Below are 23,422 nucleotides of genomic sequence, written 5' to 3'. Positions count from 1 at the left end.
GCCGGGCCGTCGGAGGTCGCCGCCGACGCGCGCTGTTCCCCCAGATGCAGCAGGAAATGGAGCGCCCCGGCGGTGACGGCGACAAAGGCGAAGCCCTTGAAGCTTTCCAGGACGACAAAGGTGTCGTGATCGAAGATCCGCGCGAAAAACTGGTCGGACAGGGCGATATACGCCGAACCGATGGCGGCGTAGATCAGGCTGGCCTTGAGCGCGAAGCCGCGGATCACGGTCGCGCCCCCCCGATGTCGAGGCGGACGCGCGCGCCCGCCGAACTCTTCAGCGCCAGAACCTTCGCCACGGTCATGCACTCTCCCGGTTCAACCTTCAGCTCGCCAGCCGGCGCAAAAACGTTTCAACGGATTTGGCCAGGCCGTCGGTCGCCGTTTCGGCCTTGACCGCCGTCTCGGCGACGCTGCCGGCGCCCTGGTCGGCGGAGCGGGTCTGTTCGCTGGCGCGACGCGACAAGTCCGAGACCTGGCGGGTGGACTGGGCGACGTGGGAGATGTTGGCGGCGATTTCGGAGGTGGCGACGCGCTGCTGGTCGATGGAGGAGACGATGCCGCCGGCGCACTGGCTGGCCTCCTCGATATGGCGAGCGATCTCCTCCATGGCGCCGACGGTCGAGCGCGTCGAGGCGTTGATGGCGGCGATGCGCTGGGAGATGTCCTCGGTGGCCTTGCCGGTCTGGTCGGCGAGCACTTTCACTTCATTGGCGACGACCGCGAAGCCCTTGCCCATCTCGCCGGCGCGCGCCGCCTCGATGGTCGCGTTCAGCGCCAGCAGGTTGGTCTGGCCGGCGATGTTCTGGATGATGGCGACGACTTCGGAAATGCGGCTGGCCTGCTCGGTCAGATGCACGACATCGCCCTGGGCGTTGGCGGCGGCGCCGGTGACCTTGTCAATCAGCGTTTTCATGCCGCCGATCTGATTCTGGATCTCCGCGACCGAATGCGACAGTTGCTCGCTCGCGGCCGCCACCGCGCCGATGGCGCCGGAGGACTGCGACGAGGACTCCGCCGCCTGATCCGCGTCGCGCGAGGCCGAAGCCGCCACGGAGGTCAGGGAAGCGCTGGTCCGCGTCATGTGCCCGGCCTGGGCGCGCAGGTTTTCGATCAGCGTTCCGATCTCGCCCTGGAAGGCGGCGATCGCGTCCTGGATGTCGGCGCGGCGCCGGCTTTCGCCTTCGGCCCGGCGCCCTTCGCTGGCCGCGCGATCCACGGCGGAGCGGCCGGAATCCTCGGCGTTCGCGTGCAAGACCTCGGCCTCGGCGAAAGCAGCGCGCAGGCGCGCCGCCAGCCAGCACAAGGCGATGGTCTGCGCGATCAGGATCGCGGCGTGGATCAGCACGCGCGGCAGGTCGGAGCCGGTTTCGGGAAAGACGGCCCAGGGCAGGACGAAATTGAGGATGAGGTGATGCACCGCGACCACAGCCGCATTGGCGATCAGCGCCTTTTCGTCCACCCATCCGGCTGTGATGGCCAGGGCGGCGAAGAAAACCATGTGCAGGTCGATCTGGAAGGCGTGACCGGCGCTGGCGTAGACCAGCATGGCCACTTCCACGGCGAGCGCGGCCGAGGTCACGACGCGCGTCGCCGGTCCCGTGCGATCCGCGAGCCAAATGGCGGTCGCGCCGCCCGCGACCGCGACGGCCGCCAGGGCCAGAATCCAGCCGCCGTCCAGGCGCAGCGCGCCGACCGTCGCGGCGAGCGCGGCCGACAGCGCGATGGCCGCAATGATGGCCGGCGCGAAAGCCGAACGCAGACGATCGATATTGTTCATAACCTACCCCTTTGTCCGCCTTTCCGGCGGGAGACCAACCCGTCAGGACGCGCAGCCTTGCAAAACCTTGCCATCCAGCACCATCAAGGCGCCATGCGCATAGAGCCGGACGATGAAATCCGGCGCGTCGCCGCGCGCGAGCATGGCGCCCGCAATACCGCTTCGCATGAGAACACCCTGGGCTTGCGCGACGATTGTCGCCGCGTCCGGCCCGAACGGACGGGGGATGACGATCACCGAACGCGCCCCGAGGCGCCCGCCCAGGCTCGACCCTTGAGGCGGCAGCAGCGCCAGCCCGAACAGGGCGACGCTCATCATGAGCAGGTTGAGCCAGAGCAGCAGCCTGACCGGGGACCGCTTCACCGGAAAGCTTTTAGGCATAGACGATCCTCGCCAAACCGAAGCCGCGCGACGGCATCCGCATTCACGGCCATTGATAGCCGAACGCCATTAACAAGCTTTCAATTTTGCGACGTTTGTACTTAAGCACAAACCATGACTTGCGTTTAAAAAATACCTCTATTTAAATTACGCACGTAATAACGAACTCTATACTTGACGCACGTAACTCAGTCCAGCGTCTGCCGGAAGCGCGCGATGGCCACGGTCATGGCGGCCAGCGTAAAGGCGGCGAGCGCAAGCGTGTCCGTGGCGAGATCGGAAAAGCCCGCGCCTTTCAGCATGACGCCGCGCACGATGCGCAGGTAATGGGTGAGCGGCAGGATGGAGCCGACATCCTGCGCCCACACCGGCATGCCGCGAAACGGGAACATGAAGCCGGAGAGCAGGATCGACGGCAGGAAGAAGAAGAAGCTCATCTGCATCGCCTGCAACTGGTTGCGGGCGACGGTCGAAAACGTGTAGCCGACCGAAAGGTTGGCGACGATGAACAGCATGGTGAGGGTGACGAAGGTGGTGAGGCTGCCCACCACCGGCACGAAAAAGATGAACCGCGCCGCGACGCCGATCAGCGCCATCTGGAAAAAGCCGACCGTGGCGTAGGGCAGGATCTTTCCCAGCATGATCTCGACCGGATTGATCGGCATGGCGAGCAGGCTCTCCATCGTGCCGCGCTCGATTTCGCGCGTCACCGACAGCGAGGTGAAGATCAGCATGGTCAGGGTCAGAATGGTGCCGACCAGGCCCGGCACGATGTTGAAGCGTGTTTCGCCGGCGGGATTGTAGCGTTTTTGCACCCGCGCCTCGAACGGCGGATTTTTCGCGGCGAGATAGCGCAGCGGGCCGGTGAGCAGGCGCGTGAACACTTGCGAGACCATGCCGTTCAGCGCCATGGCCGCGCCATTGACCGCCGTGGGATCGGCGGCGTCGGCGATCACCAGCACGGCCGGATTTTCGCCGCGCGTGAGTTTCCTGGCGAAGTCCTGGGGGATCTCGACGACGAATTGCGCGCGGCCTGACAGCATTTCGGCGTCGATCTCAGCCGGCGAAGATAATTCCTTGTCGATTTCGAAATAATCGGTGGCGCGCAGCGAGGCGATGAACAGCCGCGAGACCTCGGTGCGGTCGTTGTCGAGCAGGGCTGTGGGCAGGTGTTTCGGATCGGAATTGATGGCGAAGCCGAACAGGACCAGCTGCATCACCGGGATCATGATCATGGTGGCGAAGGTCAGCCGGTCGCGGCGCAACTGGATCAACTCCTTGACGAAGACGGCGTAGAGCCGTTCGAGCGAGGCGCGGAAGGCGGTCATGGGCAAAACAATCCTTGGCCGCGGTCGGCCTTCTCCCCTTGCGGGAGAAGGTGGCTCGCGGCGGCAGCCGCGAGACGGATGAGGGGTTCGTCCCGCGGAGGCGCCCCCTCATCCGGCGCCATAGCCCGTCGTAAGACGGGCGTCTCTAGACGCCCGATGGCGCCACCTTCTCCCGCAAGGGGAGAAGGGAGCTGCGGCGCCGCTTCGGCGAGAACGGCCAGCACCCTCATTGGTAATTGTCCTGCGCGCGGGTCATCAGGTCGATGAAGACGTCCTCCAGCGTCGGGGCGTCGGGCGTCCAGATCCCCTGCCCGGCATATTCTTGCGCCAGCGCCGCCAGCGCGAGCGCGTCGCGGCTGGCCACATGCAGGCGCGCGCCAAAGGGCGCGACCATGGCGACGGCGGGCTCGCGCTTCAACCGCGCCGCCAATGCGCCGAGATCGCCGCCCTCGACCGTGAAAGTGGAGAGGCCCGCCTGCGCGACGATCTCGTCCGCCGTTCCCCGCGCCAGCAGGTGACCATAGGCGATATAGGCGATCTCGTGGCAGCGCTCGGCCTCGTCCATGTAATGGGTGGAGACCAGCACCGTCATGCCTTCGTCGGTGAGCGCGTGGATCTCGTCCCAGAAATCGCGGCGGGCCTTGGGATCGACGCCGGCCGTCGGCTCGTCGAGCAGCAGCAGGTCGGGCTTGGGCATGATGCAGGCGCCGAGCGCGAGACGCTGTTTCCAGCCGCCGGACAGCTCCCCCGCAAGCTGGTTGGCGCGGGCGCCGAGGCCGAGACGGTCGATGGCCGCGCGCGCGGCTTGCTTCGGGTCGGGCAGGCTGAACACGCGGCCGATGAATTGCAGGTTTTCCTCGATGGTCAGGTCGGCGTAGAGCGAGAATTTTTGCGTCATGTAGCCGGTGCGGCGCTTGATCTCGCGCTGGTCCTTGCGGATGTCGAAGCCGAGACAATAGCCCTCGCCTTCGTCGGGCGTGAGCAGGCCGCAGAGCATGCGGATGGTGGTGGTCTTGCCGCTGCCGTTGGGGCCGAGGAAACCGTGGATGCGACCGCGCCGAACCTTGAGCGACAGTCGGTCCACCACCTTCCGGCCGCCAAAACTCTTGCTCAGGTTGCGGGCGTCGATGACGATATCGTCGGCTGGCCGGCTCATGGCGTTTCCGCCAGCCGCACGTTGACCGGCAGGCCGAGCGGCAAGGCGAGACGGACGTCGTCGGGGCGGGCATCGACGCGGAACACCAGTTTGCCCCGTTCTTCGAGGGAAAAAATCACCGGCGGCGTGAACTCGGCCTGGGGCGAAATGTAGATCACGCGCGCCTTCAGCGGGGATGGACAGGAATCGCAGGAAACTTCCACGGTCTTGCCGAGCGAAAGCCGCGCCAACTGGGTTTCGGCGACGAAGAACCGGATTTTGCGGTTTTCCGGCGGCAGCAGCGCCAGCACCGGCTGCCCCGCCGCCACCACTTCGCCGGGCCGGAAAAACACATCCTGGATCACGCCCGCCGTCGGCGCGAACACCGTCTGGCGGGCGCGGCGCACATCGATCTGGCGCGCCTGCGCCTCCGCCTGCGTCACCGCCGCTTGCGCCGCCAGGATTTCCTGGACGCGGGAGGGCAGCAGGCCGGCTTCGATCTGCTTTTCCGCCTCGGCCACGGCGGCGATGTCGCGGTCGAGCGCGAATTTGGCCTGGTCGCGCGCGGAAACCGTGGCCGCGCCCTTGGTCAGCAGCGCCGACTGCCGCTCGAACTCGGCTTTCGACAGCGCCAGCGACGCCTTGGCGCGGTCGAGGCTGGCGCGCAGCACCGCGACCTGCTCCGGGCGGTTGAGCGCCGCTTTCTGATTTTCCAACGTGGCGCGCGCCTGTTCGACCCGCGCCCTGGCCTCGGCCTGGGCCTGATCGAGCACGGGCGTCGCCATGGTGAACAGCGGCGTGTTGCTGGCGACGGCGTCGCCGGGCTCGACCGCGAGGTTTTGCACGCGCTCGCCCTCGATCGGGCCGATTTGCACCAGATCGCCCTCGACGTAGCCGGAAAAGCCCGACGGCGCCTGCGGCGTCGCAAAAAATTGCGCGCCCGCCCAGGCGAGTCCTGCAAGAGCCAGAACGGCGAGTGGCGCCCGTGGGTTCATTTCGCCTCTCCCTTCAGCGCCCGCAGCAGCATTTCGGTGTGGGCGGCGATCATGCCGGTCGCATCGAGTTTTTCGATCGGATCGAACACGTGCAGCCAGACCGCAGCGACCAGGGCCGGAGCGAACACCAGTTGTGGAAACCGCTCCGGCTCGTCATGGACGAATTCCCCGGAGGCCCGCCCCCTGGCGATGATGGCGCGGATCAAGGCGGCGCCGCGCGAAATCACTTCGCGGTGATGAAATTGCGCGATGGCCGGGAAACGCGCGCCCTCGGAAAACACCAGATGCATGACGCGGCGGCGGTCGGGGTCATCGGCCGCCTGGATCATGAACGCGCCGAACGCGCGCAACAGGTCGCTGGCGGGCGCCGACGAGGCCGCGACCGCTTTTTCCATCGCCTCCAGCGGCGCGCCGATGGCCGAGGCGACGAGGGCTTCGAGCAGGCGCTCCTTCGATTCGAAATAGAGATAGACCGTCCCCTTGGCTATGCCGGCCTGGGCGGCTATATCGTCGAGGCGCGCCGCCTGAAAGCCGGCGTGCGAGAACTGGTCGAGGGCCGCCGCCATGATCGCCCTGACGCGCTCTTCCCGCGCCTGTGGCGTGCGCGCCTGCTTGCTCATCGCGGCCTCCTGTGAAAATGACCATATAGTCATTTATCAACCGGACGTGAAATGCAAGCCTTGATCAGCGTCAACGTTTCGCCAGGAAAGATGTATAGTCTCCCCAATCAGGGAGAGATGCGCGCCACAGCGGGGAGGCTGGCATGAAAGCGTCTGATATCATGACCCGGGACGTCAAGACCGTGAGCCCGGACGATACCATTGACCAGGCCGTCAGCACGCTGCTGTCGATTCGCGCTTCGGGCCTTCCGGTGGTCGACGCCAACGGTCGGCTGGTGGGAATCGTCAGCGAGAGCGATTTCCTGCACCGCGTGGAGATCGGCACGGCCAAGCGCCGCCCGCGCTGGATCGAATTCCTGCTCGGGCCGGGCGAGGTCGCCGAAGCCTATGTGATGAGCCACAGCCGCAAGGTCGGCGACGTCATGACCCGCGACGTGGTCACGGTCGCCGCCAACGCCTCGCTCAACGAGATCGTCGCGGTGATGGAGAAGCGCAAGGTCAAACGCGTTCCCGTCGTGACCGGCGATGAACTGATCGGCATCGTCACCCGCGCCGACGTTTTGCGCGCGTTTACCGCCTTGCGGCAGGCTGAGACGCCCGCGCTCGACGATCAGGCCATTCTCGACCAGTTGATCGCCGAGCTGAAGGCGCAGGGCTTCGCCTCGCCGCGCACGCTCGACGTCAGCGTGGATCATGGCGTGGTGACGCTGACCGGCGAGATTTTCGACGAGCGCCAGCGTCCGGCCCTGACGGTGGCGGCGGAGAATATTCCCGGCGTGACCAAGGTGATTGACCATCTGGTGTGGATCGAGCCGTTTTCCGGCATGACGCTCGACAAGACCGGCATGATGTGAGGGGGACAGCCCATAGGCGCCAGGTTAGGCGCTGGCGGGTTGCGGCAAAAGCCGTGGACCGCCCTCGCGCTTCGAGACGGCTCCTTCGGAGCCTCCTCAGCATGAGGGCTACTCGATTGATTCCATTGAGCCCCTCATGCTGAGGAGGCGAGCAAAGCTCGCCGTCTCGAAGCACAAGGGGCTCAACCCACAAACTTCTCGGCAGCCGCCAAGGTTACCTACTAGCGCGTATGGGGGTTCGTCCCGCACGCGTCAGCCTGCCAAAGCCTCCGCCAGCGCCGCCGCGCGTTGCAACGCCTCTGGGCTGATCGGCGCTGCGATCCGCTGCGCCGTGGCGAAAATTTCGCCGCGTTGGGGCGCCGGGCCGCCTTGCAATATCGCTTCCAGCGCCTGGTGTTCGCCGCCGATTTTCAGCGCGAGGCACAGCGCCAGCGCCGGGCCGAGATCGGCTTCGGCGTCCGGCGCGGGACGCAGGAAGGCGTAAAAATTGCGCAGCCGTTTCTTTGCGCGCGGCGTATGTCCCGCCAGCGGCGCCAGCGCGTCCAGCAGACGCTCCTCCAGCGGCGACAGCGGCGCGTCGAGCGGCGCGAGCGCGGGCGGTTCCGCGGCGACATCGAGGCGCAACGGCAGTTGCAGCAGCCGCGCCCGCGCTTGCGCGCCGCACGGCGCCGGCTCCAGCGCGAACACGCCGACGAAACCCGGCCGCGCCAGCAGCGCGGCCACGCATTCGAACAGCCCGTCCTGAGCCTTTTCGAAACCGTCGACCATCACCGTCACGCACGCATTCTTGGCTTTGAGCGCGGCCGAGAGCGCGGCCAGGAAACCAAGGGCCTGGTCGCGCCGCTGACGCGCGGACTCCGGCTCCAGAAAGCCGGGCTGGGTTTTTGGCGCGCCGGCGCTTTCCGCGCGCAGCTCCGCATCGCGCGCCTGTTGCGCGGCGGCGGACGTCCGCGCCGCCAGCCGTTCGACCACGCGCCGCTGCTCCACGACAGCGTGATCGGCCTCATGCGCCCGCGTGGCCACGTCCTCGTCGAGCTGCCGCGCCGCGCGCAGGAGCGGCGCGGCGAAACTGTAGGCGCGCCAGAGGTTGAGGCCAAGGCAGGCCAGGGCGAGCGCGACGGCGAGGGTCGCGCCGGACTCGAGCAGGCCGATCCGGTCGCGCAGGAAATCGGCGGTCTGCGCCCCCGTCTCATGCGCGCGCGACAACCAGCCGAGCCAGTCGGCCTTGTTGAGGGACAGCCAGTCCAGGCCTTTCGCCAGCAGATAGAACAGCACGGCATAGACCAGCAGATTGGTCTGGCCGCGATAGCCGTGAACCGCGCGCAGGCTCGCCAGCAGCCGGCCTGGCCCGTCATGGGCGGCGAGATCGCGGGTCAAATCCTTGAACGTCAGCAGGGGGTCGCCGCCGAGGCCGAAACGGCGCATCCGCGCCTCGAAGCCGCCGCGCATCCTGCGGGCGAATTGATCGACCGGCGCGCCGGGCAGATCATAGAGCACGGTTTCGGGCAGGGCGGCGCGGCGCGCCTGCTGGTTGGCGAGCGCCTGACGCTCAGCGATCAGTTTCTTGCGCAAATCGTCGAGCCGGTCCTGCGCCAAGGCGCCGCCGGCGGCGGAGTCCTCCGCCTCGCGCGCGGCGGCTTCGACCAGCGCGCCCTGGGTGGGCGCCAGCGCCCGATAAAGCCCGGCGGCCAGCGCGCGCTCGGGCTCGGCGGCGAGATCCGCCGCTTCGAACCGAACGAGCGCAGCCTTGTCCAACCGCGCGGCGATCCAGCCGAGGGCGCTGGTTTTGCCGCCGCCCGCCGGCGCGACCAGCGCCAGGGCGAAAGGCGTGGGCGCGGCGCCCGCCAGCTCCGCGAACCGGGTCAGCAGGCTTCCCTGCGGCGCGTAAGCCTCCGGCGCCAGAGGCGAATCGCTGGCGAAGGCGGCGGGCGCGGCCCCGGAGTGTGAAAGGGCGGGCGCCGCGAGATTTGAAGGGTGCGCGGGCGGGGGTTTGGGCGCGCGAAACCGCGAAATCGAGGGTTCGGACGGAAAATCGCTTTCTAAATCGGTCACATCTGGCTCCGGCTGGCGGGCGGCGCCGGTGATGCTAGCGCAAAGCGCGCCGAGAATTAAGCCGCCGCCGACGATATCCAACACTGAAAAGACGCGCGCGGAAATGCGGCAAATTCCCCTTTGCGTCGGGCCGGAGCCACGGCTACAAGATCGCCTAACAAGACAACCCGGCTCAACGCCGACGACAGGGATGCAACATGGCGCGGCAATTCATCTATCACATGCAGGGACTTACCAAGGCCTGGCCGGGCGGCAAGAAGGTTTTGGACAATGTCCACCTGTCCTTCTACCCGGACGCCAAGATCGGCGTGCTCGGCGTCAACGGCTCGGGTAAATCGACGCTGCTGCGCATCATGGCCGGCATCGACAAGGAATTCAACGGCGAAGGCTTTGTCGCGGAAGGCGCGCGCGTGGGCTATCTGCCGCAGGAGCCCAAGCTCGACGAAACCCTTGACGTGCGCGGCAACTGCATGCTCGGCGTGGCGGAAAAGAAGGCGGTCCTGGATCGCTACAACGAACTCGCCATGAATTATTCCGACGAGACCGCCGATGAAATGACCACGCTGCAAGACGAGATCGAGGCCAAGGGCCTGTGGGATCTCGACAGCCAGGTGGAACAGGCGATGGACGCGCTGGGATGCCCGCCCGACGATTGGGCGGTGGAAAAGCTTTCCGGCGGCGAGAAGCGCCGCGTCGCTTTGTGCAAGCTGCTGCTGGAACAGCCGGAACTGCTGCTGCTGGATGAGCCCACCAACCATCTCGACGCCGAGACGGTGAACTGGCTGGAAGGCCATTTGCGCACCTATCCCGGCGCGATCCTGATCGTCACCCACGATCGCTACTTCCTCGATAATGTCACAAGCTGGATTCTCGAACTGGATCGCGGCCGCGGCATTCCCTACGAGGGCAATTATTCGTCCTGGCTGACGCAGAAGCAGAAGCGGCTGCAGCAGGAAGGCCGCGAATCCGAAGCGCGCCAGCGCGCCATCGAGGCGGAAAGCGACTGGATCGCCTCCAGCCAGAAGGCGCGCCAGACCAAATCCAAGGCGCGTATCCAGCGCTATGACGAACTGGTCGCCAAGCAGAACGACAAGGCGCCGTCCACCGCCGAAATCATCATTCCCGTGGCCGAACGGCTCGGCCAGAACGTCATCGAGTTCAAGAATCTGAACAAGGGGTTTGGCGACAAGCTCCTGATCGACGACCTCTCGTTCAAGCTGCCGCCCGGCGGCATTGTCGGCGTGATCGGCCCCAACGGCGCCGGCAAGACCACCTTGTTCCGCATGATCACCGGGCAGGACAAGCCCGATGCCGGCGAAATCGAGATCGGCTCCAGCGTCCAGCTCGGCTACGTCGATCAGTCGCGCGACGCGCTCAACGACAAGAAGACCGTCTGGGAAGAGATTTCCGGCGGCAATGAAGTGATCTACTTAGGGAAACGCGAGATCAATTCGCGCGGCTATTGCTCGACCTTCAACTTTAAAGGCGCCGACCAGCAGAAGAAGGTCGGGATGCTCTCGGGCGGCGAGCGCAATCGCGTTCATCTGGCGAAAATGTTGAAACAGGGGGCCAACGTCCTGCTGCTCGACGAACCGACCAACGATCTCGACGTCGACACGCTGCGCGCGCTAGAGGAAGCCCTAGAGGAATACGCGGGCTGCGCGGTGATCATCTCGCATGATCGCTTCTTCCTCGACCGCATCGCCACGCACATGCTGGCGTTTGAAGGCGACAGCCATGTCGAATGGTTCGAGGGCAATTTCGCCGATTACGAGGAAGACAAGAAGCGCCGGCTGGGCGTGGACAGCGTGATTCCGCATCGGTTGAAGTACAAGAAGTTTTCGAGGTGAGGCGACCCCTTCTCCCCTTGCGGGAGAAGGTGGCGCGAAGCGCCGGATGAGGGGTTCGTCCCTCCCCCGGCTTTCCCCCTCATCCGTCTCGCGGCTGTCGCCGCGAGCCACCTTCTCCCGCAAGGGGAGAAGGAAGAGTGGCGCATTTTCGCTTTTCCCTGCTGGCGCCGTCATGCCCGCGCTTGCGGCGGCGCGCCGTCACGCCGGGCCGCCTTCCGATCGGTTTGATGGCGCGCTTGTGACGCATTGACGTCCATTGGGCCGACCCTCGGCCTTGCGCCATCAAGGCCGGTTTCAAACGCGCGAAAGAATTCGTTTCAATGGCCTAGCCGCGCTGTTGAGGTCGCGTTAGATTTGATCTTAACGATTTCCCTGTCCCCTGTTGGAGGGAACCAGATTTTTTCAGTGAGGCCCCCATTTGTCCCAAGACGAGATGGAAACCGTTCGCAAATTGAACCCGGAGGCCGTGTCGGTCGCGCGGACTCCGGCGCCGGCAAGGTCTCATCCAGAGGGAGGCGCCCAACTTAATTCCATCGCGGACTTGCCCGACGGCGCGCCAGAGCAAGATGCGCGCCACCCCGTCGTCATTCTCATTCACGGCATCCGCACCTGTTCGTTATGGCAATCGGAAATCCAGGCGACCTTGCGGAATGGCGGAGTCGTGGCGCACCTCACCCATTACGAATATTTCGATCTGCTTCGTTTTCTGGCGCCGGGTCCGTATTTTCGCCGTCGCGTGATCGAAAAGGTCAAAACGCAGATTCGCCATATCGTGCAAGACAGCGCGCCCGCGCCCGTCTCCGTCATCGCCCACAGTTTCGGGGCTTATGTTTTCGCGCAGATCTTTCGAGAATGCCCGGACCTCGCTTTTGACAGGATCATCTTCTGCGGCAGCGTCGCGCCGTCGAGCTTTCGCCTCGAGGACCACGAGACGCGCTTCAACGCGCCGCTGATCAATGAAATTGGCGCGCGCGATGTCTGGCCGGCCATCGCCGAGGCCGTGACATTCGGCTATGGCTCGGCGGGAACTTATGGATTCCGCCGGCCATTTGTTCGGGATCGCAGGCATCACGGTTTTGCCCACAGCGATTTTCTCAATGCCGGGTTTTGCCGGAAATATTGGCTGCCCTGGCTGCGCGGGGGAGAATATATTGAAGGCGATGCGCCCAAGCCCGCGCGTTCGCCGCGATGGCTCTACCTGTTCGTGATCTTCAACATACGGACTCTTCTGGCGTTTCTGCTTCTGTGGTTTGGCGCGCCCTATGCGCGGGCTTATTGGGGCGGCTGAACCCGATCCGGCGCCTCGCTTCAGGCCAAGGAGAAGTTTTGAGCGCCGGAGCGCCGCCGTTGCGGAAGATGATGCTTTTTTGCCCTTGATCTTGTTTATTAATGTAATCACACTTCATGTTGATGAACTGGAATTTTGCAATGCTCCGCTCCCTGCCCGCCCTCGCCCTGTGCGCCTTTCTCGTTACGCCCGCCTGCGCCCAGGAGAGTCCGGCGCCCAAATGTCCGGAAGATGCGGCCCCCCTGCCGGCTGAATTGTCCGCCTGGACCGCGCCGAAACCCTTGACCGCCGCGACCCGGCCGGAGGATGCGGGCAAGGCCGAGATCGCCGTCGGCGCCGCCGTCAAGGCCCAACTGGTCCACACGCCCGAAGTGACTTACGCCGCGCGCCCGACCAAACCGGGCGGCGGCGTGGCTTATGGCGGCCTGCTCCATGTCGCCATCGCCGAGGCCGGAACCTATCGCGTCGCGCTCGGCAACGCCTCTTGGGTCGATGTGGTGAAGGGCGGCGAAAAGATCGAATCCGTCGGCCATGGCGGCGGTCCCGCCTGTTCCGGCATTCGCAAGATCGTGAATTATTCCCTGCAAAAGGGCGACTATTTCGTCCAGTTGTCGGCGGGCGCGGAAGCGCAAACCGGCGTTCTCGTTGTCAAACTGCCCTGATCGCATGGGTCCCATTCGCCGCGCCGCGCTGTCCTTGGTCCTGATGGGCGGCTTCGCCTCGCCTGGGGCGGCGCGGGAGGTCGCGTTTGCGGCGGACAATCCGTCCTCGCCCATAAAGATCGAACTGGGGCGGCGGCTGTTTTATGACGCCGATCTTTCCATCAACGGCACGATGGCCTGCGCCACCTGCCATGAGCAGCATCGCGGCTTCGCCGACGGCAACCGCACCCATCCGGGCGCGCTCGATCATCCGGGCAAGCGCAATGTGCCGGGTTTACAGAATGTCGCCTTGCTCAAGCATTTCACCTGGGCGAGTCGGACGACCGTCGATCTCGAACATCAGGCGCGGACGCCGTTGCTCGGCGAAACCCCCATTGAAATGGGAATGAAAGAGGCTTTGTTGGCGCCGCGTCTCGCGACCCCTTGCTATACAAAACTGTTCGCCGCCGCTTTTCCCGAAAAGCAGGGTGAGATCAGCCTGACCACGGTCACGCAGGCGATCGCGACCTTCGAGCGCACGCTCGTCTCCTTTGAATCGCCCTATGACAAGGCCGAGCGGGGTGGCCCGCCGCTTTCGGCCGACGCGGAAGCGGGACGGGCGCTTTTCAGCGGCAAGGGCGGGTGCCAGACCTGCCATTCCGGCGAGAATTTCACCGACAACGCTTTTCACGCGCTGGAGCCGGCGGCGCATGGTTTGGAGCTGGCGGCGCATGGTTTGGAGCCGGCGGCGCATGGTTTGGAGCCGGCGGCGCATGGTTTGGAGCCGGCGGCGCCTGCGGATCGCGGTCTCGCGGAAGAAACCGGCCGCTCAGAGGATTCCGGGCTTTTCCGGACGCCGGGCCTGCGCAATGTGGCGCTGACCGCCCCCTATTTCCACGACGGCAAGGCGGCGACCCTGCCCGAAGCCATCCGGCGCCACGGTCTGCCGATGGCCCTGTCCGCAACGGAAATGGACGACATCGCGGCCTTTCTCGGCAGTTTGACCGATAAATCCTTGCTGTCCGACCCGCGCTTCTCCCTGCCCGCCGAGGCCTGCCCGCTGTAAGCGCGCGAATTTTGCGCGCGCCGCGCAACCTTTCGGGCCGCTGAAGCTTATTCCGAGCGGCGGCGCGCCCTTGCCATCATGCCGCCGCACGCATTAGTTTAACTCTAAACATTGCTGAGCCGGAGCCGTTCATGTCGCTTCCCGAAAATCATCCGCGTATGGACAAGCGCCCCTATGGCGTCGACGAGTTGGTCGCCGATGGTTTCATCCATGCCCTGGCCATTGTCGCCGGGTTGATCGCCTTCGGCGTTCTGATCGATCATGCCGTGGCGCGCGGCGCTTTGTCCGACGCTTTCGCCTTCGGCGCCTATGCGGCGGGCTTCTTCCTGCTGTTTGGTTTCTCCTGCGCCTACAACATGACGCCGCCGTCCAACCTGAAATGGATCCTGCGGCGCTTCGACCACGCCTCGATCTACCTGATGATCGCCGGCACCTATACCGCCCTGCTGTCGCGCCTGCCGGAGGGGGTTTTCGCCTGGGCGCTGGCGATTTTCGTCTGGACGGTTGCGCTTGGCGGCGCGGCGGTGAAGGTTTTCCTGCCCGGCCGCTACGACCGAGCCTCGCTGTTTGTCTATCTGGCGCTCGGCTGGGTCGGCGTCGTCGCGGCCAAGCCGATTTTCGAGAACCTGCCGACCGCGACGCTGGTGCTGACGCTCGCCGGAGGGTTGCTCTATTCCGTCGGCGTGATTTTTTATCGCTGGCACACGCTGAAATTCCAGAACGCCATCTGGCACGGCTTCGTCGCGCTCGCGGCCGGCTGCCAATATGCGGGTATCGCGCAGGCGGTGGCGGCGGCGGGGTGAAGCGCGGGATCGCATGTCTCCCTGAAAGCGACAGCCGACGCGGCGCGGGCGCGCCAAAGGTGATTATTGACTAGAGTCATGGCGCTGAACATGATTTGGTCATAGTCAGACATTAGTCGAACGCTCGTCCGTCACCTGTTTTCACAATGTGGAAAGTCTAGCGGAAGGTTCGATGTGCTTTTTCGCGCCACGGGATTGACGCCGGCGCGCCTGAGCGGCAAGCATTAGATTGCTTTCAGGATAGCCCATGAATAATAGCCCATGAATAATCGTCTGCGTTTCTCCATGATGATGGTGGTGGTGGCTTTGGCGGGATTTCCCGCCGTCGCGCCCGGCGAGACGCATGAGCATCGGCTGCGCATCGCGCCCGAGGCCTCCTGCGCCGTCACCGACGCCCTGCCCGCGCGCGTCGCCAGCCTGCCGAAATTCTCACGGGCGCTGCTGTCCGGCCGCAAGGTGCGGATCGTCGCCATCGGCTCCTCCTCGACGCAGGGGGTCGGGGCCTCCGCGCCGAACCGGACCTATCCCGCCCAATTGCGGGCGCTGCTCGAACTGGCGCTGCCGGCGAGCGATTTCGACATGGTCAATCTCGGAATCGGCGGCGAGGTGGCGGCGGCCACGGCGGAGCGGCTTCGGCTTGAAATCCCGAAGCTCAATCCAGATCTGGTGATCTGGCAGGTCGGCACCAACGACGCTTTGAGGGGGGTGTCGCCCGACGACTACCAGCGGACGCTTCGCGCGGCGCTCGGCTTTTTGAAAGCGCGCGGCGACGAGACGCTTCTGGTCGGGATGCAATGGACGCGCAAATTCTCCGCCAATCCAAATTATCTGGCGGTGCGTGACGCCACCGCGCGCGTCGCCGGCGAGCAGGGCGTGACTCTGGTCTCGCGTTACGACGCCATGCGTCGGCTCGCCGACCTCACCGGCCGCGAGGACTTGATCAGTCCCGACCAGTTGCACATGAACGACCGCGGCTATCGCTGCCTGGCCGAACAGGTGGCCGCGACGCTTTCGCGCGCGCTGGTGGACGAGGATCTCGCGGGCGCGCGCACCCTCGCCCTTTACGTCCCGCAATAGCGGCGGCGCCTTAAGCCTTCTTGCACTTGCTCATGAAGTGCTTGCGCGGCTTGCCGTGCAGGTTCTGCGCGTCGGCCTGTTTCGAGCATTCCAGCGATTTCGCGCTGCGCTCCGGCTGGTCCTTGGACGCGGCGGCGGGCGCGGCGGCCGGAGCCGCCGGCGCGGCGGGTTGCTGGGCGTAAGCGGCGCCTGTGAAGGCGAACATGGCGACAAGGGCGATTGAAGCAGCGATTTTCATGGCGTTTCCCACTTTTTTTCCGGCCGCTCCTCCCGGAGGGGGCGACCGGCGCGAATGCTAGCCCCGCCGCGCCTGCTTGTCTGCGGTGAAATCGGTCAGGTCGCGAGGCTGTCGCGCCAGGCCAGCACCGCCGCCGCGTCGCAGGGCAAGGTTTCCGCAAAATCGCCGGCATAGGCGCGCCAGTCGGCCTCGCGCTTGCGGGCGACGCCGACCAGCGTCGGCTGGCCGGAGGCCGCCGCCGCGCCGATTTCGGCGAGAAAGCCGCCGCCCTCCGCCTCGACCCGGCCGAATCGGCTGACGATCAGCAGATCGGGACGCGCCGCGAGGCTCTGCGCCAGCAGGCCGGCGACCTCCGCCAGCGCGCCGCTGTCGAGCCGGCAGCCGGTGGCGCAGACGCCCAGGTTCTGCATCAGGTCGAAGGTTCGGCCGCTGTCGATATGGACGGCGTGGATCGTCTCGGCGCAGGGAGTTTGCAGCACGCCGCCGACTTTTTGCCCGCGCCCCTCCAGCGCCGCGCGCACCTGCGCCAACAGCGCGTCGATGGGGTCGCCATCGTCGTAAACCACGGCGGCGAGCGGCAAGGATTCCGTCATCGAGCCTCCCGGCGGATCACGAACACGGCCACGCCGTCGGCGCGGCTTTGGGCTTCCAGCACATCGCCGGTTTGACGCAGGAGATGCGGCACATCGACCAGACTCATCGGATCGGTGCACAAAACCTCGACTTTTTCGCCCGGCGCCATCGTCGCCAGGAATTTCTTGGTCTTCAGCACGGGCATCGGACATTTGAGGCCGCGCAGGTCGAGGGTTTTCACAGCCAGGAGCGCCTCCGCTTCGGCCAGATCGGCCGGCGTGTTGACGTTGAAGAAGGGATCGCGCGGTTGCGCCGGCCATTCGACCGTGGCGCAATCGTAGCGGCGCTGGAACGGACCGATGGCGCGCGCGCCCTCGTCGATCAGGGCGCGGCGCAGGTCTTGGCGCAGGCCGACCGGCCAGAGCGCGATCACCGGATGGACCCGCCCGCCGGAACCCGCGCAGGCGAGGCCGTCGCGGGTGTTCCGCGCGGCCTCGGCCAGACGCGGCGCCAGATCGTCAGGCAGGAAGGGGCAATCGCAGGGCAGGCTCAGCACTGAATCGTAATTTTCGCGCGCGGCATGGTCCAGCGCGCCCAAAATTCCCGCCAGCGGGCCGGCGTGGCCGGGGATGGCGTCGGCGATGACCGGCAGGTCGAGGTCCAGTTGGGCGGCGTCGCCGGAGTCGTGGAGGTTGAGCGCGACCTCCCCCTGGCCGACAGCGCTTTCGACCACGAGGTCGATCAGGCGGCGGCCACCAAGCTTGAGCAACGGCTTGCGCGCGCCCTCCATGCGGCGGGCGAGGCCGCCGGCGAGAATGACCGCGAGTGTCCTGGGATTGGCATGCATGCCCGCATATTATCGCAAAGCGCGATATTGGCGATGGACAGCCGGATAAATCACGCATAAAGATATCTTTATATCCTTTTCAGCGAGTCCGATGATCCACGCCAAAGCCCCTCTGAGCGCAGCGCTCGCCACACTCGACGCCATTGGCGAAGAGACGCGTCTGCGCCTGTGCGCGCTGCTGGGCGAGGCGGAACTGGCGGTGTCCGAACTCGTGACCATTCTCGGCCAGTCGCAGCCGCGCGTGTCGCGGCATTTGAAGCTGCTGCTGGAGGCCGGGCTGGTCGAGCGTCATCGCGAGGGCGCCTGGGCGTTTTTCCATCTGGCGGCGCAGGGAACGGGCGCCACGCTGGCGCGCGCCGTTCTGGCTGGCGTCGACGGCAACGATCCGCGCCTGATCGCCGACCGCGTTCGGCTTGACGAGGTGCGCGCGGCGCGCACGGCGCGGGCGGAGAAATATTTCGCCGCGCAAGCCCCCGTCTGGAGGGAGACGCGTCGCATGCACGCGCCGGAGGCCGAAGTCGAGGCGGCCATCGTCGAGGCGGCCGGGACCGGGTTCGCGCGGCTGCTCGACATTGGCTGCGGCGCCGGCCGCCTGCTGGAGCTGCTGGCGCCGCGCGCGGAGACCGCCGTTGGCGTCGATCTGTCGCCGGCCATGCTCGGCGTCGCCCGCGCGCAGATCGAACAGGCGGGCCTGCGCAACATCCAGTTGCGCCAGGGCGACATTTACGCGCTGCCGGTCGAGGGCGGCGTGTTCGATCTCGCCGTTGTGCATCAGGTGCTGCATTATCTCGACACGCCGGCGCGCGCTTTGCGCGAGGCGGCCCGGGCGCTGGCGCCGGACGGCCGCCTCATCGTGGTCGATTTCGCGCCGCATCAATGCGAGCTTTTGCGCGAACGCCACGAGCACCGGCGGCTCGGGTTTTCGCGGCGCGAGGTTGACGATTATCTCGTCGGCGCGGGCCTCACCCCCATCGCCCATCGCGATCTCGCCCCGGATAGCCCGTCGTCGGAGGGGCGTCCCACCGGACAAAGGCTGGAGGCCCAGGGGTCCGCGCGCGGCGACAAGCTGACCGTTTCACTTTGGCTGGCCAAGAAAAGAGCATAAGGAAGGCGCCCATGGATACGCAAAGACCCAGTCGCGAACGGCACAAGCCCCTCGACGTCTCCTTCGAGTTCTTTCCGCCGAAGACCGATGAAATGGACGCCAATCTGTGGGAGGCGATCGGGCGTCTCGCGCCGTTAAAACCCAAATTCGTTTCGGTGACCTATGGCGCGGGCGGCTCCACCCGCGAACGCACCCACGCCACGGTGGCGCGCATCGTGCGCGAGACGGCGATCGCGCCGGCCGCGCATCTCACCTGCGTCGGCGCCACGCGCGAGGAGGTCGATGAGGTCGCGCGCGCCTATTGGACCGCCGGCGTGCGCCATATCGTCGCCCTGCGCGGCGATCCGCAGGGCGGGGTTGGCGGCGCCTATGCGCCGACGCCGGGCGGCTACGCCCATTCGACCGATCTGGTCGCGGGCCTGCGCCGCTTGCACGATTTCGAGATCACGGTCTCCGCCTATCCGGAACGGCACCCGGAGAGCGCGAGCTTCGATCAGGACCTGGACGTGCTCAAGCGCAAGATCGACGCCGGGGCGACCCGCGCGATCACGCAATTCTTCTTCGACAACGACATCTACTTCCGTTTCCTCGACAAGGCGCGCAAGGCCGGCATCGACATACCGATCGTGCCCGGCGTGACCTGCGTGCAGAATTTCAAGCAGACCGCCAGTTTCGCCAAAAGGGCCGGGGCGAGCGTGCCGGACTGGCTGGGGGAGCGTTTCGAGGGCCTCGACGACGACCTCGCCACGCGCCGGCTGATCGCGGCGGCGGTGGCGGCGGAACAGGTGTTCGATCTGCTCGACCGGGGGGTGGAGCGGTTCCATTTCTACACGATGAACCGCGCCGATCTGGTGTTCGCGGTTTGTCATTTGCTGGGCGTGCGCGCGGGCTGACGCCGCTTCCCTTCTCCCCTTGCGGGAGAAGGTGGCTCGCGCGAAGCGCGAGACGGATGAGGGGGCCGACGGCAGCAGGGGACGAACCCCTCATCCGGCGCTTCGCGCCACCTTCTCCCGCAAGGGGAGAAGGAGAGCTGCGGCAAGATCGAGTTTTTGACGGGATAATACGATGACCACGCAAAATCGCTTCGGCGGCAAGACTTCTTTCGAGGCTCTGAACGACGCGGCGCGCGAAAAAATTCTCGTGCTCGACGGCGCCATGGGCACGATGATCCAGCGCCACAAGTTTACCGAAGAGGATTTTCGCGGGAGCCGGTTCAAGGACTGGGCGAAGGATCTGCGCGGCAATAACGACCTGCTGACGCTGACCCAGCCCGACGCTGTCCGCGCCATTCATCTCGCCTATTTCGACGCCGGCGCCGACATTGTCGAGACCAATACGTTCTCCTGCACCACCATCGCCCAGGCCGATTACGGCATGGAAGCGCTCGCCCGCGAACTGAATGTTTTTGGCGCGCGGCTGGCCGTCGAGGCGGCCATCGAGGCCGAGAAGAAAGACGGTCGCAAACGTTTTGTCGCGGGCGCGCTCGGGCCGACCAATCGCACCGCCTCCATTTCGCCTGATGTCTCCAATCCCGGCTTTCGCGCGGTGTCGTTCGACGATCTGCGCATCGCTTACAAGGAGGCGGCGAGCGGGTTGATCGAGGGCGGCGCCGACATTCTTCTCGTCGAAACCATCTTCGATACGCTCAACGCCAAGGCCGCTTTGTTCGGCGTTGACGAGGCGTTCGAGGAGGCGGGCGTCACCCTGCCGGTGATGATTTCCGGCACCATCACCGACCTGTCCGGCCGCACCCTGTCGGGCCAGACCGTAGGCGCGTTCTGGACCTCGCTGCGCCATGCAAAACCGTTTTCCATCGGGCTGAATTGCGCGCTCGGCGCGCGCGAGATGCGGGCGCATGTCGCGGAGCTGTCGCGCATCGCCGACACGCGCATCTGCGCCTATCCCAACGCCGGCCTGCCCAATGAATTCGGGCTTTACGACGAGAGCCCGGAGGCCATGGCGGACCTCGTTGGCGAGTTCGCCGACAGTGGGCTGGTCAATGTCGTCGGCGGCTGCTGCGGCACCACGCCCGATCATATCGCCGCCATCGCGCGGCGCGTCGCGGGCGTCGCGCCGCGAAACATCCCTGAGATCGCGCCGCTGCTGCGGTTGTCCGGCCTGGAGCCGTTCGCGCTGACTTCGGACATTCGCTTCGTCAATATTGGCGAACGCGCCAATGTCACGGGCTCCGCGAAATTCCGCAAATTGATCCAGGCGGGTGACTATGCCGCCGCGCTCGACGTGGCGCGCGACCAGGTCGCCAATGGCGCGCAAATCATTGACGTCAACATGGACGAGGGCCTGCTGGATTCGCAAAAGGTCATGGTCGAGTTTATGAATCTCGTCGCCGCAGAGCCGGATATCGCGCGCGTGCCGGTGATGGTGGATTCGTCGAAGTTCGAGGTGATCGAGGCCGGGTTGAAATGCCTGCAAGGCAAGCCGGTGGTGAATTCGATTTCGCTCAAGGAGGGCGAGGAGAAATTCATCGCGCAGGCGAAAATCGTGCGCCGCCATGGCGCCGCCGCCGTGGTGATGGCGTTCGACGAACAGGGGCAGGCCGACACGCAACAACGCAAGATCGAAATCTGCGCGCGCGCCTATAAAATCCTCACGGAAAAGATCGGCTTCCCGGCCGAGGACATCATCTTCGATCCCAATGTTTTCGCGGTGGCGACGGGCATTGAGGAGCATGACAATTACGGCGTCGATTTCATCGAGGCTGTCAGGGAAATCCGCAAGAGAATGCCGCTGGCGCATGTGTCGGGCGGCGTGTCCAATCTGTCGTTTTCGTTCCGCGGCAACGAGCCGGTGCGCGAGGCCATGCACAGCGTGTTCCTCTATCACGCCATTCAAACCGGCATGGATATGGGCATCGTCAACGCCGGCCAGCTCGCGGTCTACGAGAAGATCGATCCGGAGCTGCGCGAGGCCTGCGAGGACGTGGTGCTGAACCGCCGAAAGGATTCGACCGAACGGCTGCTGACGCTGGCGGAAAAATATCGCGGCAAGAGCACCGAGCGCGCGGAAAAGGACGCGGCCTGGCGCGAGGCTTCGGTCGAGGCGCGTCTCGAATATGCGCTGGTCAATGGCGTCACCGAATATATCGACGCGGACGTTGAGGAAGCGCGGCAACGCTCGTCGCGCGCCCTGGATGTGATCGAGGGGCCGCTGATGGCCGGCATGAACCATGTCGGCGACCTGTTTGGCGAGGGCAAAATGTTCCTGCCGCAGGTGGTGAAATCGGCGCGGGTGATGAAGGCGGCTGTCGCCTATCTGCTGCCCTATATCGAATCCGGCAAGGACGGCGCGCGCCAGAGCGCGGGCAAGATTTTGCTGGCGACCGTGAAGGGCGACGTCCACGACATCGGCAAGAACATTGTCGGCGTGGTGCTGGCCTGCAACAATTACGACATCATCGACCTCGGCGTGATGATCCCGGCGCAGAAGATTCTCGACGAGGCGAAAAAGCATAAAGTGGACGCCATCGGCTTGTCCGGCCTGATCACGCCTTCGCTCGAAGAAATGGCGTTTGTCGCGGCGGAAATGCAGCGCCAGGGCTTTGACGTGCCGCTGCTGATCGGCGGCGCCACCACCTCGCGCGTCCACACGGCGGTCAAGATCGCGCCGAATTATCCGGCCGCCGTGGCGGTGCATGTCAATGACGCCAGCCGCGCCGTGGGCGTCGTGCAGGGCTTGCTCGGCAAGGACAGAGCGGCGCAGGTGGAGAAAATTCGCGTGGATTACGCGCATGTGGCGGAGACCCACGCCAAGGCGGAACTGGCCAAGCAGCGGGTATCGCTCGCCACCGCGCGAAAAAACGCGGAGAAGCTGGACTGGGCGTCGTACACGCCGCCCAAGCCGACATTCACCGGCACACGCATCCTGTCGCTGATCGATGTGAAAGAGTTGATCCCCTATATCGACTGGACGCCGTTCTTCCATTCCTGGGAACTGAAGGGGCGCTATCCGAAAATTCTCGAAGACGAGAAGCAGGGCGAAGCCGCGCGCGCCTTGTTCGTCGATGCGCAAAAAATGCTGTGGCGCATTGTCGATGAGCGCTGGTTCACGCCGAAAGCCATTTTTGGCTTCTGGCCCGCCAATGCCGTCGGCGACGATATCGCGCTTTACACCGGCGAGTCGCGCACGGAGAAACTGGCGACCTTCTTCACCCTGCGCCAGCAACTGGCGCGCGGGGACGGCAAGGCCAATATGGCGCTGGCGGATTTCGTCGCGCCCGAGGGGATTGCCGACTATGTCGGCGCCTTCGTCGTCACCGCCGGACCGGAGGACAAGCGCATCGCGGAGAAATTCGCCGAGAGGAACGACGACTACGATTCCATTCTGGTGAAGGCGCTCGCCGACCGCCTCGCCGAGGCCGGCGCGGAATATCTGCACGCCCGCGTGCGGCGCGAATTCTGGGGCTATGCGCCCGACGAGACTGTCAACGCCGAGGATCTCGCCCACGACAATTATCGCGGCATCCGCCCGGCGCCGGGCTATCCGGCCCAACCCGACCACAGCGAGAAACAGACGATTTTCGACCTGCTCGGCGCGACCAAAAACCTCGGCGTGGCGCTCACCGAAAGCTTCGCCATGACGCCGACCTCATCGGTCAGCGGCCTCTATTTCTCGCACCCCAAGGCGCATTATTTCGGCGTGGTGAAAGTGGAGCGCGATCAGGTCGAGGATTACGCCAAGCGCAAGGGCATGAGCGTGGCCGATGTCGAGCATTGGCTGGCGCCGGTGCTGAATTACCAGCGCGGGTGAGGCGCGCGAAATGGCTGAAGTTC

21 protein-coding genes are annotated in these 23,422 nt (G+C 65.5%); 10 read left to right on the top strand and 11 right to left on the bottom strand.

All coding sequences use genetic code 11. The features are described from left to right. The 7 genes from CCR94_RS23015 to CCR94_RS22980 all read right to left on the bottom strand — a co-directional run. Positions 1 to 227: hypothetical protein (locus tag CCR94_RS23015; protein ID WP_206605891.1), on the bottom strand; the 227-nt coding region annotated here is incomplete at its 3' end. Between the two features lie 97 nt (positions 228 to 324). Then, on the bottom strand, positions 325 to 1,779 hold the full coding sequence (locus CCR94_RS23010) for a methyl-accepting chemotaxis protein (RefSeq protein ID WP_104510602.1): 1,455 nt from the start codon (positions 1,777 to 1,779) through the stop codon (positions 325 to 327). Between the two features lie 42 nt (positions 1,780 to 1,821). Then, positions 1,822 to 2,160, bottom strand: a complete 339-nt coding sequence (locus CCR94_RS23005; RefSeq protein WP_104510601.1) for a hypothetical protein — start codon at positions 2,158 to 2,160, stop codon at positions 1,822 to 1,824. Positions 2,161 to 2,348: 188 nt separating this feature from the next. Further along, positions 2,349 to 3,488 (bottom strand): ABC transporter permease, encoded by a 1,140-nt coding sequence (locus tag CCR94_RS23000; protein WP_104510600.1) that lies wholly within the window; start codon positions 3,486 to 3,488, stop codon positions 2,349 to 2,351. 226 nt (positions 3,489 to 3,714) lie between these two features. Then, positions 3,715 to 4,644, bottom strand: coding sequence for an ABC transporter ATP-binding protein (locus tag CCR94_RS22990; protein WP_104510598.1), 930 nt, complete (start codon positions 4,642 to 4,644; stop codon positions 3,715 to 3,717). Further along, positions 4,641 to 5,618: an HlyD family secretion protein gene (locus CCR94_RS22985; protein WP_104510597.1), complete on the bottom strand. Its 978-nt coding sequence runs from the start codon at positions 5,616 to 5,618 to the stop codon at positions 4,641 to 4,643. Before CCR94_RS22985 ends, CCR94_RS22990 begins: the two co-directional genes overlap by 4 nt. Then, positions 5,615 to 6,238, bottom strand: coding sequence for a TetR/AcrR family transcriptional regulator (locus CCR94_RS22980; RefSeq protein WP_158254884.1), 624 nt, complete (start codon positions 6,236 to 6,238; stop codon positions 5,615 to 5,617). The genes CCR94_RS22985 and CCR94_RS22980 overlap by 4 nt, the downstream gene beginning before the upstream one ends. A gap of 143 nt (positions 6,239 to 6,381) precedes the next feature. Between CCR94_RS22980 and CCR94_RS22975 the strand changes: the two genes are divergently transcribed. Next, positions 6,382 to 7,092: a CBS domain-containing protein gene (locus tag CCR94_RS22975; RefSeq protein WP_104510595.1), complete on the top strand. Its 711-nt coding sequence runs from the start codon at positions 6,382 to 6,384 to the stop codon at positions 7,090 to 7,092. Between the two features lie 252 nt (positions 7,093 to 7,344). On the opposite strand, the gene CCR94_RS22970 is transcribed toward CCR94_RS22975, so the two are convergent. After that, positions 7,345 to 9,144, bottom strand: a complete 1,800-nt coding sequence (locus CCR94_RS22970; protein ID WP_146090163.1) for a hypothetical protein — start codon at positions 9,142 to 9,144, stop codon at positions 7,345 to 7,347. Positions 9,145 to 9,341: 197 nt separating this feature from the next. Here CCR94_RS22970 and ettA point away from each other — a divergent pair, with 197 nt between their 5' ends. The 6 genes from ettA (at position 9,342) to CCR94_RS22940 (ending at position 15,869) form a co-directional block, all read left to right on the top strand. Further along, complete coding sequence (ettA, locus tag CCR94_RS22965) at positions 9,342 to 10,994, top strand: energy-dependent translational throttle protein EttA (protein ID WP_104510593.1); 1,653 nt, start codon at positions 9,342 to 9,344, stop codon at positions 10,992 to 10,994. 418 nt (positions 10,995 to 11,412) lie between these two features. After that, entirely contained in the window at positions 11,413 to 12,282 is an 870-nt protein-coding gene (locus CCR94_RS22960) for an alpha/beta fold hydrolase (RefSeq protein ID WP_146090162.1), read from the top strand. Positions 12,283 to 12,422: 140 nt separating this feature from the next. Further along, on the top strand, positions 12,423 to 12,944 hold the full coding sequence (locus CCR94_RS22955) for a hypothetical protein (RefSeq protein ID WP_104510591.1): 522 nt from the start codon (positions 12,423 to 12,425) through the stop codon (positions 12,942 to 12,944). Between the two features lie 4 nt (positions 12,945 to 12,948). After that, positions 12,949 to 13,989, top strand: coding sequence for a cytochrome-c peroxidase (locus CCR94_RS22950; RefSeq protein ID WP_104510590.1), 1,041 nt, complete (start codon positions 12,949 to 12,951; stop codon positions 13,987 to 13,989). Between the two features lie 131 nt (positions 13,990 to 14,120). After that, positions 14,121 to 14,792, top strand: coding sequence for a PAQR family membrane homeostasis protein TrhA (trhA, locus tag CCR94_RS22945; RefSeq protein ID WP_104510589.1), 672 nt, complete (start codon positions 14,121 to 14,123; stop codon positions 14,790 to 14,792). Positions 14,793 to 15,053: 261 nt separating this feature from the next. Beyond that, positions 15,054 to 15,869 carry an SGNH/GDSL hydrolase family protein gene (locus CCR94_RS22940; protein ID WP_104510588.1) on the top strand — a complete coding sequence of 272 codons (816 nt, stop codon included), beginning with the start codon at positions 15,054 to 15,056 and terminating at the stop codon, positions 15,867 to 15,869. A 10-nt stretch (positions 15,870 to 15,879) separates the two neighbouring features. Here the strand turns inward: CCR94_RS22940 and CCR94_RS22935 are convergent, their stop codons facing one another. The 3 genes from CCR94_RS22935 to mobA all read right to left on the bottom strand — a co-directional run bounded on the left by CCR94_RS22935 (position 15,880) and on the right by mobA (position 17,527). After that, complete coding sequence (locus CCR94_RS22935) at positions 15,880 to 16,107, bottom strand: PsiF family protein (RefSeq protein WP_104510587.1); 228 nt, start codon at positions 16,105 to 16,107, stop codon at positions 15,880 to 15,882. Between the two features lie 95 nt (positions 16,108 to 16,202). After that, the gene (locus CCR94_RS22930; RefSeq protein WP_104510586.1) at positions 16,203 to 16,700 is read right to left on the bottom strand and encodes a DUF2478 domain-containing protein; all 498 of its coding nucleotides are present in this window, start codon (positions 16,698 to 16,700) and stop codon (positions 16,203 to 16,205) included. Beyond that, the gene (mobA, locus tag CCR94_RS22925; protein WP_104510585.1) at positions 16,697 to 17,527 is read right to left on the bottom strand and encodes a molybdenum cofactor guanylyltransferase MobA; all 831 of its coding nucleotides are present in this window, start codon (positions 17,525 to 17,527) and stop codon (positions 16,697 to 16,699) included. The genes CCR94_RS22930 and mobA overlap by 4 nt, the downstream gene beginning before the upstream one ends. Before the next feature lie 91 nt (positions 17,528 to 17,618). Between mobA and CCR94_RS22920 the strand changes: the two genes are divergently transcribed. From CCR94_RS22920 to metH, 3 genes are all read left to right on the top strand, one after another. Next, positions 17,619 to 18,632, top strand: coding sequence for an ArsR/SmtB family transcription factor (locus CCR94_RS22920; protein WP_104510584.1), 1,014 nt, complete (start codon positions 17,619 to 17,621; stop codon positions 18,630 to 18,632). Between the two features lie 11 nt (positions 18,633 to 18,643). Next, on the top strand, positions 18,644 to 19,525 hold the full coding sequence (gene metF / locus CCR94_RS22915) for a methylenetetrahydrofolate reductase [NAD(P)H] (RefSeq protein WP_104510583.1): 882 nt from the start codon (positions 18,644 to 18,646) through the stop codon (positions 19,523 to 19,525). Positions 19,526 to 19,697: 172 nt separating this feature from the next. After that, on the top strand, positions 19,698 to 23,399 hold the full coding sequence (gene metH / locus CCR94_RS22910; protein ID WP_104510582.1) for a methionine synthase: 3,702 nt from the start codon (positions 19,698 to 19,700) through the stop codon (positions 23,397 to 23,399). Positions 23,400 to 23,422 lie beyond the last annotated feature (23 nt).

Source organism: Rhodoblastus sphagnicola (assembly GCF_002937075.1).
GTDB lineage: Bacteria > Pseudomonadota > Alphaproteobacteria > Rhizobiales > Beijerinckiaceae > Rhodoblastus > Rhodoblastus sphagnicola.
The sequence above is the reverse complement of the archived record's forward strand: the minus strand, read 5'-3'. Positions and strand labels throughout refer to the sequence as shown.

Excerpts from the sequence above, each read along its gene's own strand:
- CCR94_RS22990 (WP_104510598.1), bottom strand. The coding sequence starts at position 4,644 with ATGAGCCGGCCAGCCGACGATATCGTCATCGACGCCCGCAACCTGAGC.
- CCR94_RS22980 (WP_158254884.1), bottom strand. The coding sequence starts at position 6,238 with ATGAGCAAGCAGGCGCGCACGCCACAGGCGCGGGAAGAGCGCGTCAGG.
- metH (WP_104510582.1), top strand. The coding sequence starts at position 19,698 with ATGACCACGCAAAATCGCTTCGGCGGCAAGACTTCTTTCGAGGCTCTG.
- metF (WP_104510583.1), top strand. The coding sequence starts at position 18,644 with ATGGATACGCAAAGACCCAGTCGCGAACGGCACAAGCCCCTCGACGTC.
- CCR94_RS22975 (WP_104510595.1), top strand. The coding sequence starts at position 6,382 with ATGAAAGCGTCTGATATCATGACCCGGGACGTCAAGACCGTGAGCCCG.
- trhA (WP_104510589.1), top strand. The coding sequence starts at position 14,121 with ATGTCGCTTCCCGAAAATCATCCGCGTATGGACAAGCGCCCCTATGGC.
- CCR94_RS22930 (WP_104510586.1), bottom strand. The coding sequence starts at position 16,700 with ATGACGGAATCCTTGCCGCTCGCCGCCGTGGTTTACGACGATGGCGAC.
- CCR94_RS22920 (WP_104510584.1), top strand. The coding sequence starts at position 17,619 with ATGATCCACGCCAAAGCCCCTCTGAGCGCAGCGCTCGCCACACTCGAC.
- CCR94_RS23010 (WP_104510602.1), bottom strand. The coding sequence starts at position 1,779 with ATGAACAATATCGATCGTCTGCGTTCGGCTTTCGCGCCGGCCATCATT.
- ettA (WP_104510593.1), top strand. The coding sequence starts at position 9,342 with ATGGCGCGGCAATTCATCTATCACATGCAGGGACTTACCAAGGCCTGG.
- mobA (WP_104510585.1), bottom strand. The coding sequence starts at position 17,527 with ATGCATGCCAATCCCAGGACACTCGCGGTCATTCTCGCCGGCGGCCTC.
- CCR94_RS23005 (WP_104510601.1), bottom strand. The coding sequence starts at position 2,160 with ATGCCTAAAAGCTTTCCGGTGAAGCGGTCCCCGGTCAGGCTGCTGCTC.
- CCR94_RS22935 (WP_104510587.1), bottom strand. The coding sequence starts at position 16,107 with ATGAAAATCGCTGCTTCAATCGCCCTTGTCGCCATGTTCGCCTTCACA.
- CCR94_RS23000 (WP_104510600.1), bottom strand. The coding sequence starts at position 3,488 with ATGACCGCCTTCCGCGCCTCGCTCGAACGGCTCTACGCCGTCTTCGTC.
- CCR94_RS22950 (WP_104510590.1), top strand. The coding sequence starts at position 12,949 with ATGGGTCCCATTCGCCGCGCCGCGCTGTCCTTGGTCCTGATGGGCGGC.
- CCR94_RS22955 (WP_104510591.1), top strand. The coding sequence starts at position 12,423 with ATGCTCCGCTCCCTGCCCGCCCTCGCCCTGTGCGCCTTTCTCGTTACG.
- CCR94_RS22985 (WP_104510597.1), bottom strand. The coding sequence starts at position 5,618 with ATGAACCCACGGGCGCCACTCGCCGTTCTGGCTCTTGCAGGACTCGCC.
- CCR94_RS22940 (WP_104510588.1), top strand. The coding sequence starts at position 15,054 with ATGAATAATCGTCTGCGTTTCTCCATGATGATGGTGGTGGTGGCTTTG.